Origin of the sequence: Zooshikella ganghwensis DSM 15267, from assembly GCF_000428585.1 — a bacterium.
Lineage (GTDB): Bacteria > Pseudomonadota > Gammaproteobacteria > Pseudomonadales > Zooshikellaceae > Zooshikella > Zooshikella ganghwensis.
In genome coordinates, this window is record NZ_AUAF01000146.1 from 1 (window position 1) to 10,995 (window position 10,995).

A 10,995-nucleotide genomic window follows, 5' to 3' on the forward strand; every position below is an offset into this window, starting at 1 on the left:
GCTAAAAGCAGTACAATTAGAAACACCGGTCAGAGAAAACATGGTGGATCAACTCCCAGAGAAATGGAGGGGACAGTTAAACCGGGTCCGACGACGGGTTGAGACAACGATTGGTCAGCTTGTAAAAACGTTTAATATCCAACGAACAAAAGGTAGGACCTTATGGAGTCTGACGAATCGAATAAGTCGTAAATTGTTATCACACAGTTTATGTGTGTTACTCAATAGAAACGAAGGCAACGCTCCACTTCAGTTGGCTCAATTAATAGGCTAAAAAGTCGAGCATCGCGTGATATTAATACTGAAATATAGTTGAAGGGAGCGTTCTAATATTTCTTCACCTACCCATTGCGACCTTTCAGTACCATTTCAATTGTGAGATATCACCCTAAAATTCATACAGTACTTGCTCAATTTTACTGGAAAGCTTTACACCCCTGTTAGCAATTCATAGTATAGGGAAACTTGTCTGAACTATTTATTTTAAACAAAATAACCACTAATTCACTTTGACAAGTTGCTTTTTGTAGTTATCATTCGCCTTTTTTATGGTGTCGGTTACCAATTGCACCATAAGGTAAGTTAACAAGGCGATTAAAATTAAACATTTAAATAAGCTTCATTCAACCGTATTCCCTTACATAACGTCTAAAGATAAGGACTATCATATGATTCAGTATCACGCCGTATTAAGCAATACCAGAAAAAAGTAATTCTGCTACCTGCTTACTTTACACTTGATTAAATAGCACTCATAAAATTAAAGATAATGGCATGATCATAGCTTGTTTTTTGCGTAGCTACCTAACCACTCAATAAATACATTATTAAGAGTGTATTAAATACCAACGCATGCTATCCACATTAACAGCGAGAGCAAAAGCATAAAGCCTTTTTAATATAAAGCATGTTTCGTATATTATAATCACCCACACGACCAGATACGCTGAAGTTAAGATGAGTCCGTTACCATGGCAGCACACATTAATGCAACACAGAAAAACATCGCCAGCTAACACCTCAACATCTGTATTAATGAGGCTACACACATATTTAAAACTGAATTTTCATAATTTTGTAGAAAAACGATATACTATACCCAAAACGAAGGGTTTTTATACCCCTAGGGCACAAGGGTGCGGCCGTCAAGCGATGAAGCCCCCGGAGCTTATATTAAATAAGTGACTGGGGTGGCAGTTAAATGCTCCTGCATAAACTGCATTCCCACCATCCTTGGTGGTCAAGAGCGCTGACAACAATCCCTAAAAATGATTCGTGAAGGGAATATGGTACTGAATAGTATCAAGTGACCTGTCAGAAGATTCTTTTTAATAAAGAGTGACATTAACAATCATAAAAAAGCGGTTTGTAGTGTATATCACCAAGTCAAGAAAATACTGAATAGCTAATTTTTACACCAACAGGACACAAAAACGCTTAAATGCATGGATGAAAAGCAAACCCAAGTGACACCATCGCCACTGCAGTAATGTCAATGGGTTTGGCCTGTTCAAGGATAACGAGAATGTTCAACAGTACAAAACCTTTGCATGAAATTAACCTAAATCTTTTAGTATGCCTCCACGCACTGTATGAGGAACGCAATGTAACCCGTGCAGCACACCGGCTAAATATGACCCAGTCAAATGTGAGTAAATCCCTGTCTCAACTTCGGCGCCTAATGCACGACCACTTACTATATCGTGAGGACAACACACTTAAACTGACTCCTCTTTCTCACTCGATAAGAGATAAGGTTGCATTTATAGTGCAAAATGCCCAGGAAGTATTCTCCTCCGGGGTCCCTGGCAATAACCTTTGCAAACGTCGGTTCACACTTGCAGCCAGTGATGTTAGCGTCACCTTTGGCTTTCCCCAGCTGATGAAAGCATTTTTAAAAGACGCACCTCAAGCTATTATCTCACTGACTCCTTGGCAAGAATATAACCCAGAAAGTTTAGTTCAAGGCAAAGCCGATGTAGCGCTTTGTGTTTTTGAGGATGAACACAGCGGTCTTATTCTTGATAAAATCGGTACTACAGAGCTTGCCTGTGTAGTCAATAGTCAACATCCTATACTTCAAAAGTCGCCTTCAATTACCCTAGAGGATTATCTCGACTATAAACACATTGCCAATACCGGAAATGCCAACTACTGGCGTGTTATTGATAAAGCCTTAGCAGAACAAGGTTACCAGCGCGATATAGCCTTAGAAATACCTCTTGTAACAGCAGTTCTTGGTTTAGTAGAGTCCAGTGATTTAATTTTGACTTTACCCACTCCTCTATGCCACCTTCTTCTACTACAAAACCCTAAACTACAAATGTTTTCCTGTCCTGTACCTGCCAGCCTGGATTATGGATTAATGTGGCACTCTCGACTGGACGAAGATACAGACCATATTTGGTTTAGAAAATTAGTTAAGCAAACCACCATTGAATGTGTTGACCATATTATGTCAACCGCAAAAAGCAAAGTTGCATAATTTACAATTTTATTATCCTATTATTTCACTATATTATTTGGCTTTCACTTAAATTCACGATGTGCAAGTGACATGAACAAAACCTTATGCTCAACGCCTCGCCAAGATGGTTTTTATATGCCTGGCGAATTTACACCACAACAAGCAGTATGGTTAGCCTGGCCCGAGCGACCCGATAACTGGCGACTTGGCGCCCAGCCTGCACAACGTGCTTTTGCTGCTGTTGCCCAAGCTATTGCTGAAGCAACGACAGTATATGTGGGTGTATCTGCAAAAGCTTACCCTTTTGCACGACAGGTATTATCAGAAAAAATACGCGTAGTTGAGCTAAGTACAAATGATGCTTGGCTTCGTGATACAGGCCCGACAATAGTAGTGAATGATCAAGGCGAACGCCGTGCAATAAACTGGCAGTTTAATGCCTGGGGAGGGTTAGACTCTGGTCTTTACTTTCCCTGGGATCAAGACCAACTTGTTGCGCACAAAGTCTCAGCGGTACATGGCTTTGCTTGCTATGATGCACCTTTTGTACTTGAAGGTGGTGCCATTCATGTTGATGGTGAAGGTACACTTATTACCACAGAAGAATGTTTACTCAACCCAAACCGCAACCCTCACTTAAGTCGTGCAGAAATTGAAGGGTTCTTACAAGACTATCTTGGCATCAAAAAAATAATTTGGCTGCCTGAAGGTGTTTACAATGATGAAACCGATGGCCACATAGACAACCTTTGTTGCTTTGCGCGGCCAGGGGAAGTGTTACTCAGCTGGACCGATGATGAAAATGACCCTCAATACGCTCGTTCAGTAAAAGCTTATGAAGTGTTAAGTAACAGCAAAGATGCTCAAGGCCGCTCATTAGTCGTACATAAGATACCTCAGCCAGGTCCTCTGTACATGACGGATGTTGAAGCTCGTGGTTTACTCTCATGTGACTCTACTTGGCCTAGACAAGCAGATGACCGACTCGCAGCCTCTTATGTCAACTTTCTGATAACCAACCAGCTTATAGTAATGCCCTTTTTGGACCCACAGCAAGATGACCTAGTACAACAACAGTTACAAGCGATTTTCCCTGAACATCGAATAGTAGGTATCCCCGCTAGAGAAATTCTGCTTGGTGGAGGCAATATTCACTGCATCACCCAACAAATCCCTGCTGGCAACTAAATTATGTGCTCTAGCTTTTAGGTAACCAAAAGTGATGCTTGCAGCCAATCCACTGAGGGTTACTGCAGCTTACAGAAGTAAATATAAGGTATTTTGTAATGAGAATGATCAAACTGACACTTAGCTTAGTATGTGCCGCATTATTAAGTGGTTGCTTCAGCAACCCATCAAAGCCTGGCATCAGCGATGAGAATTTAGCTCCGCTAGAAAAATGTACTCAACTGTTACCTGCAGGTGAAAAGTACAAGCTGTTTCTGGAAGCAACCATTGATACTCAAAATCAATCAAAGCCAGAGTCTACCGGAGACTTTAGCATTTCAAACCTCAACCCAAACAAACAGACAGAAGCAGAGATGCAACGAGTGATCCCCTTCACCAACTGCATAGGAAAGCTGCTTAAAAAAGAATTTGAAACAACGCCAGAGAGCTAGGAATACCTACTACAATGGTATACCCGCCATGAAAGCAGGCAATCAACCTACAAAGGAATGGCAAATATCCTACAAACTCTTCTGGCGTTTGTCGGTTGGCTCAAATCACGAGTTGTAGCATCATATACCCATCGAAGCGCTGGCAGCTAGAAAAGCTCAAAGGAAACAAAGCGAAAGGAAGCAAAAGGATTTCCAGCGTGTAACCCAAGTGAATGGGTTGAAGGACCGGCTACAAGGACGAGCCACCAGGAAGGTGGTCGTTAAAAAACCTGCTTAAATAGCAGGTTTTTTTATGTCTATAGTTTTTAATCATTTGCATAATTACCCCCCTCTTCACAAATAGGGTTTGACGTCATCTTAAGAAAAACCATTTTCCATAGCAAACCCATTTGCTCAACCCTCCAACCCTGCATAAATAAACAACTGTAATATTTCGGTGTATAGTCTGACAGGACAAAGGGGCTCAAAAAATCTTTTTACAAGCAAATTTATATGAGACTGCCCTTCACCCTTATTAAGGAGTAAAGTGTGGAAATAACAATAAGACACAGTGAAGCTAATGATATTAACGCCATTAAGAAAATTTATGAGCAACTTTCTTGTTTTACCGGCACACTTCAGCTCCCTTTTCCTTCTGAACAGCTTTGGGAAAAACGTTTAACGCAACTTGATAATGGTGTATATAGCCTGGTCGCAGAAGTTGAGGGCAAAATCATTGGACAGCTTGGTCTAACAGTTAATCCATCTCCTCGACGCAAACATGTGGCAAGCATAGGTATGGCTCTCAGTGAAGAGTTTCAAAATAAAGGTGCAGGTTCTGCACTTTTAAACGCAGCAATTGAGCTTTCAACTAAATGGTTAGCTATCAAACGTATTGAGTTAGAAGTGTACACGGATAATGAACCAGCCATTAAGCTATATAAAAAACTAGGGTTTAATATTGAAGGGACCGCAAAAGCATTTGCTTATAAAAATGGTGAGTATGCAGATGTTTTTTTAATGGCCAGGGTTAGCTTATAGTTTCTTTTTTAATTTTTCATAGTAGATATGATCAACTGCCCCCTATCAAAATAACTCATCGAGGACAGTTGATCATATTTAAGCTATTTCTAGACTGGCATTTTTACTCACGTCTTTTAAGTTTTCTCCATAGACAGATCGAAGTGCTCTTACAACATCAGATCTAGTAACAACGCCAATTAATTTACCCTCTTCAACCACAGGTAAGATATGAGGACGCGAAACATGCATTTGCTTAGCCCTCTCTTCTAAAGATAAAGTAGATAAATGTGTCGCTATGCCACTGTCTGTGACAGGAAATAGTTTTTCCTTATCAATACACATAAACTCAACCAAGTCGATTAATGAATCATTAGCGTTAATCGCGACTATTTCTCGACTCATTAAATCGACCACTTTCTGATCTTCAACGGGGATATACCCCTGACACCATAAATCAACAAGCACATCATGTAACGACATAAACCCTACCAACTGACCATTTTTATCAATAACAGGCGCACCTTCCAAATTGTTTTTCAATAGTTTATCTAACGCTGTGGCTGTTAACATATCAGTATTAAGTGAAAAAGCTTGGTGCTGTAGAATTGATTTAACAGTTTGCTTTGCGCTCATTATAGTGGACTCCTTTTTAGGCAAGTTTTGTGTAGGTTGGGTTTTTATAATTGAAACATTAGATTGGGGGATAACGGCTTTACATTGTACTTGTCGATAAATAAACCAATTGGCCAAGCCTACTAATACTGCACCACCAATAATGTTCCCCAAGGTTACAGGGATTAAGTTTGCTGAAATAAATTGCAGCCAATTTAAATCAGTAAATTGATCTGGACTTAAGCCAACTTGAGTCCAAAACTCAGGAGGAGCCATACTTTGAATACTAATGCCAAGAGGTACCATAAACATATTCGCTACACAGTGTTCAAAACCGCTACTGACAAACATAGCAACAGGCAAAATCACCATAAAAGCTTTCGTTAAAGCATTTGCAGCACTAAAGCTCATCCAAATAGCAAGGCATACTAAAAGATTACACAGCACTCCCAGTGCAAAAGCTTGTATAGGCGTATGATGTAACTTATGTTGTGCAATCATCAATGCATTCATACCCCACTGCCCATGGTCCATTTGATAAAGACCGGCAGCTGTTACTAAAATCAATAGTATTGAAGCACCAATAAAATTTCCTAAATAAACTTTACTCCAAATAGAGAACATTTTTTTAAAAGTAATTTGTTTATTGGCCAACGCAATACTCGACAAGACGGTACTGGTAAACAGTTCACCACCACAAATAACGATCAAAATCAGCCCTAAGCTAAAAGCAATTCCACCCGCGAGACGACTTAACCCCCACCCGACTTGTTCTGTACTACCTGTTGTTACTGTAATATAAAAAAGAAAAGCCAAACCAATAAACAATCCAGCCATTATCGCTAGACAGATGCTAACGGTTGTACTTTTACTTGTTTTACTTAACGCAAACTTTTCTGCTTCTCCCATCATTTCAGGTGGTGAGAAGAACTGTTTAGATAATGAGCTAGGTACTGACATAGGCACTACTCTCCCATATATGCATAACATGTCTCCTGTTAAGATTAATAGTGAGTCAGCAGCTGCTTATTTTTAGGCCTTTATACCCTTGGTTGTGGGTGATTTAAGATTACGGCATATTTTACCATCGGTAAAATTTATAATTTTTAAAGGGTATATCAACTTTATTGATAGGCCTTAAATTGCGTGTACAATAGGACACAAACTTTTTCACGTCGAAACCGTTTTAAGAAATATGCTTTAAAAAAGTTAGTCATTTGTTAGCGTTTAAGGTAAGAACGTGCGTTATTCATTAAAGCAATTAGCTGTATTTGATGCTGTTGCAGATTCAGGAAGTGTCAGTCAAGCCGCTGAAAAATTGTCACTCACTCAGTCCGCTACCAGCATGTCACTCGCCCAGTTAGAAAAAATGCTGGGGCATCCTTTGTTTGAACGACAAGGAAAAATGATGACACTTACACACTGGGGAATGTGGTTAAGGCCCAAGGCTAAAAAGCTTTTACAAGACGCACAGCAAATTGAGTATGGTTTTCATGGGCAACACCTTTTAAGTGGCGAAATTAAACTGGGTGCCAGCCAAACGCCCGCTGAACACCTGGTACCTGACCTGATCAGTATTATTGATAATGACTTTCCGGAAATTAGAATAAAACTAGGAGTACAAAGTACTGATAGCATCATTAATGGCGTTCTCGACTATCAGTACGATTTGGGCATTATTGAAGGCCGTTGCGATGATAACCGGATAACCCAAGAAGTCTGGTGCAGAGACCACTTAACTGTCATAGCAGCCTCTCATCACCCTTTTGCTCAATGCAAGCAGGTTAGCTTAGCTCAACTGGAACAAGCAAAATGGGTCTTGCGAGAACATGGATCAGGTACGAGAAAAATTTTTGATAGTTCAATTCACCACTTAATTTCTGACCTTGATGTCTGGCGAGAATATGAGCACGTTCCCGTATTACGCAGCATGGTTGCAAATGGACCTTACCTGACGTGTCTACCTTACTTGGATGTTGAGCAATTTATTGAACAAGGCCAACTGGTTACGCTCAATGTTCCAGAACTTAATATGGAACGAACATTATCATTTATATGGCGTATCGATATGGTTGAAAACCCACTAGCGGAATGCCTTAAACGAGAAGGACTTAGAATGATGAAAAGCAAACCAAATGTTCTTTAGGGTTTCAGGTACGACCCTCTTAAACTCATAGGCAATACAGGCTATATGACTAATTACTTACATTAATATGGCAGATTTCCTACAAACCGTACTAACATTTAGCCGTTTGCTCTCAGCGTAATTTGTAGCATCATGTACTTAACAAATCGCTGAGGGTCAGGAAGGCCACAGGACCTTAGAGAAAGGAAGCACCAGGAAATCCAGCGAAAAAACCTAAGTCGCTTTAGGTGAAAGGATTGGCTAAAAGGACTAGCCGCTAGGAAGGTTAATCTAAAAACCTGCTTATTCAGCAGGTTTTTTTATGCCTGAGATTTCTTCACAAACTTTCTTTCTATTTAGTTAACTCAGCCAGCCAATGCTTTAGCAACGTGTTAACGCTTTTTTGGTCACTCTTTGAAAGCCCAGCAATAAAATCATGCTGTAAGGACAAGTGACTTTGAAAAGCTTCATCTATTAATGCTTTACCTTCATTAGTCAACTTTACTTGCACCGAACGCCGGTCATCACTGCAATGACTGCGCTTAATTAACCCCTTCTCTTCTAACTTATCTAAACGGTTGGTCATCGCCCCCGAACTAAGCAACATCGACTGATATAACTGCGTAGGTGAGAGCGAAAATGGTTCTCCAGAGCGTCTTAATGATGCCAATACATCAAACTCCCCAGGTTTTAATCCACACGCTGCATGACACTGTTGTATAACACGCTCAAGTTGTTTGTAAATTCGGGCTAAGCGTCCATAAATAGCCATCGGTAGCAAGTCTTCTGATATGCCCTGTTGCTGCCACTGAATTACCAATCGGTCAATATCATCTGCTTGCAACTTGTTGTTTTTCATTCATTTGCCTCTACAAGGTCACTCACTGCCAATACCGAATCTTAATTAAAACCTTATAAACTGTGCAAGTATCTTTATATAAAGATACTTTACCAACAGCTGATTATGCCTTATAGTGAATTTATCTTTATATAAAGATATATCATATTAAGATAGATAGCTAATGGAGAAGCTATTTTCCGGAGCCCCCCTTATGAGTAAACAACAATCATTTGATAAACCTCAGTCAGCGGGTTTTATCATATTACTGACCATTATTCTCATAGGTCTGAATTTAAGACCCAGTCTAGCCTCAATTGGCCCCTTGTTAGGCTCTATTCAAGCGGATATTCAGTTATCGTTTAGCGCTGCATCCCTCCTGACCACGCTACCTGTACTGACCATGGGATTGGCTATTTTTTCAGGCTTCAGTTTAGCCAAACGCCTGGGGGAAGCACGACTATTGACGTATTCAATTATTTTATTAAGTGCTGCAACCGCTGCACGCTACTGGGTAGATTCAACATTAATATTAACCATAACTGCTTTTTTAGCAGGTGTAGGTATTGCGTTAATTCAAGCCCTTATGCCTGCATTAATAAAAGCAAACTTCCCAACAAAAGTGCCTGTTCTAATGGGCTTTTACATTACTGCTATTATGGGTGGTGCAGCGATTGCTGCTGCAGGCAGCCCTTATGTTGAAAATATTTCAACCAACTGGCGACTAGGTCTTGCCTGCTGGAGTTTGTTAGGTATCGTGGCACTTGTTTTGTGGAAAATAAATCACAAGCACTTCCATTTTCATAGCGTTAGAGGCAAACAAACTGCACCAATTAATTATTGGACTAAACATCGTGCGTGGACACTCGCCTTATTTTTTGGCTTAGGCACAGCTGCTTACACGTGCGTTTTAGCGTGGTTATCCCCTTACGCAATCGAATTTGGTTATTCACAAAAAGACGCTGGCTGGCTGTTAAGCTTTTTAACGACACTTGAAGTTGTTTCAGGATTGATCTGTCCTATTATTGCTGCTCGTAGGAAAGACCGTCGCCCCGTTATTATGACGCTATGTGTCATGATGGTAATAGGCTTTGCTGGATTAGCTTATGCACCTGAGCAGGGTTTATGGCTGTGGAGTGGGTTCTTAGGTTTAGCGATTGGCGGTATCTTTCCAATGTCATTAATTGTCACCATGGACCACCATAGCAACCCAGTAAGTGCTGGAAAATTAGCCGCTTTTGTTCAAGGTATTGGCTATATAATAGCTGCATTTTCACCATGGATTGCAGGCATGATACGCGATGTAATGACAAGCTTTGCTAATGCCTGGTTATTGCTCACGGTATGCAGTGTTCTTAGTTTAATGCTTGCAATGCTATTCCATCCACATCGACATCTTGAACCAGAGGAGTCTGAAGCACGTTTAGCACCTTCTGCGGCCTAATTTTTTGTTGCAAACCGTGTGTCCAAGATAACTACTGCAACCCTTGTCCTGCGCTTAGCCGCAGGACTTTTTTATTCCCAGTGACACACATATAATTATACGTCAGTATACTTATATAAATGATAGGACCTGTTAAATTGTTACCAGTAGCATATCCCCAGCGAGAGGGGATAAAAACGTAATACTCTAGAAGTAGGCTAAACAATGGAAATAACGACTCCCAGTCAAAACGATTACCCTGAGTTAGTATCCGTTTGGGAATCATCAGTAAGAGCAACTCATGACTTTCTAACAGAACACGATATTCAGTTTTATAAGCCCATGTTAGTAGACCAGTTTTTTCCACAGGTCGCTCTCAAGTGTATCAAAAATACTGATAACCAAATTTTAGGATTTATCGGAACCGCCGAAAATAATATTGAAATGCTATTTATTGACCCAGCCCATCGAGGTAAAGGCGTAGGTAAAAAGTTACTCTCATACGCTCTTCGTGAGCTAGGTGCATCAAAAGTGGATGTAAATGAACAAAACGACCAAGCATTAGGTTTTTATCAGCACCTAGGTTTTAAAGTTATTGGACGCTCAGAAAAAGATGGTATGGGGAAACCTTTTCCATTATTACATATGGAAATCAGTCATGGGTTATTTTCCTCTTCGAAATAAAATATATACCCACCATTGAAGGTATGTTCTTCTGGACTTTTAAAAAACTTCACTTTCGATATTTATACGCTATAAAGCACATTTATTACTGATTTCACTTTTACTCGGCTTTGGCCATTATTGAATACACATGACGGCTAAAAATAAGCTATTAGAAACAACGGGTTAGAATTAATTCATATCATGGTTTTCATTAGACATGAGTTAATTCAGGTTATAACCACT

At 40.1% G+C, this 10,995-nt stretch carries 9 protein-coding genes and 1 pseudogene; 8 read left to right on the forward strand and 2 right to left on the reverse strand.

Annotated elements, in window-relative coordinates; translation table 11 throughout:
- From F607_RS34830 to F607_RS0121295, 5 genes and pseudogenes are all read left to right on the forward strand, one after another.
- Positions 1 to 274, forward strand: a pseudogene (locus F607_RS34830) (IS982 family transposase); the annotation flags it as partial.
- A gap of 1,251 nt (positions 275 to 1,525) precedes the next feature.
- On the forward strand, positions 1,526 to 2,485 hold the full coding sequence (locus tag F607_RS0121280) for a LysR family transcriptional regulator (RefSeq protein WP_027709692.1): 960 nt from the start codon (positions 1,526 to 1,528) through the stop codon (positions 2,483 to 2,485).
- A 72-nt stretch (positions 2,486 to 2,557) separates the two neighbouring features.
- A complete protein-coding gene (gene aguA, locus F607_RS0121285; protein WP_027709693.1) occupies positions 2,558 to 3,655 on the forward strand; it encodes an agmatine deiminase in 1,098 nt (365 codons plus the stop codon).
- Positions 3,656 to 3,753: 98 nt separating this feature from the next.
- A complete protein-coding gene (locus F607_RS0121290) occupies positions 3,754 to 4,086 on the forward strand; it encodes a hypothetical protein (RefSeq protein WP_094786092.1) in 333 nt (110 codons plus the stop codon).
- A gap of 528 nt (positions 4,087 to 4,614) precedes the next feature.
- The gene (locus F607_RS0121295; protein ID WP_027709695.1) at positions 4,615 to 5,106 is read left to right on the forward strand and encodes a GNAT family N-acetyltransferase; all 492 of its coding nucleotides are present in this window, start codon (positions 4,615 to 4,617) and stop codon (positions 5,104 to 5,106) included.
- Between the two features lie 78 nt (positions 5,107 to 5,184).
- Here the strand turns inward: F607_RS0121295 and focA are convergent, their stop codons facing one another.
- On the reverse strand, positions 5,185 to 6,660 hold the full coding sequence (gene focA, locus F607_RS0121300; protein ID WP_027709696.1) for a formate transporter FocA: 1,476 nt from the start codon (positions 6,658 to 6,660) through the stop codon (positions 5,185 to 5,187).
- Positions 6,661 to 6,940: 280 nt separating this feature from the next.
- Between focA and F607_RS0121305 the strand changes: the two genes are divergently transcribed.
- Positions 6,941 to 7,846, forward strand: a complete 906-nt coding sequence (locus tag F607_RS0121305; RefSeq protein WP_027709697.1) for a LysR substrate-binding domain-containing protein — start codon at positions 6,941 to 6,943, stop codon at positions 7,844 to 7,846.
- Positions 7,847 to 8,177: 331 nt separating this feature from the next.
- On the opposite strand, the gene F607_RS30975 is transcribed toward F607_RS0121305, so the two are convergent.
- On the reverse strand, positions 8,178 to 8,684 hold the full coding sequence (locus F607_RS30975; protein ID WP_038291996.1) for a MarR family winged helix-turn-helix transcriptional regulator: 507 nt from the start codon (positions 8,682 to 8,684) through the stop codon (positions 8,178 to 8,180).
- A 193-nt stretch (positions 8,685 to 8,877) separates the two neighbouring features.
- Here F607_RS30975 and F607_RS30980 point away from each other — a divergent pair, with 193 nt between their 5' ends.
- Both F607_RS30980 and F607_RS0121320 read left to right on the forward strand, forming a co-directional pair.
- Positions 8,878 to 10,107, forward strand: a complete 1,230-nt coding sequence (locus tag F607_RS30980) for a cyanate transporter (RefSeq protein ID WP_051311717.1) — start codon at positions 8,878 to 8,880, stop codon at positions 10,105 to 10,107.
- Positions 10,108 to 10,311: 204 nt separating this feature from the next.
- A complete protein-coding gene (locus F607_RS0121320; protein ID WP_027709698.1) occupies positions 10,312 to 10,770 on the forward strand; it encodes an acetyltransferase in 459 nt (152 codons plus the stop codon).
- Positions 10,771 to 10,995 lie beyond the last annotated feature (225 nt).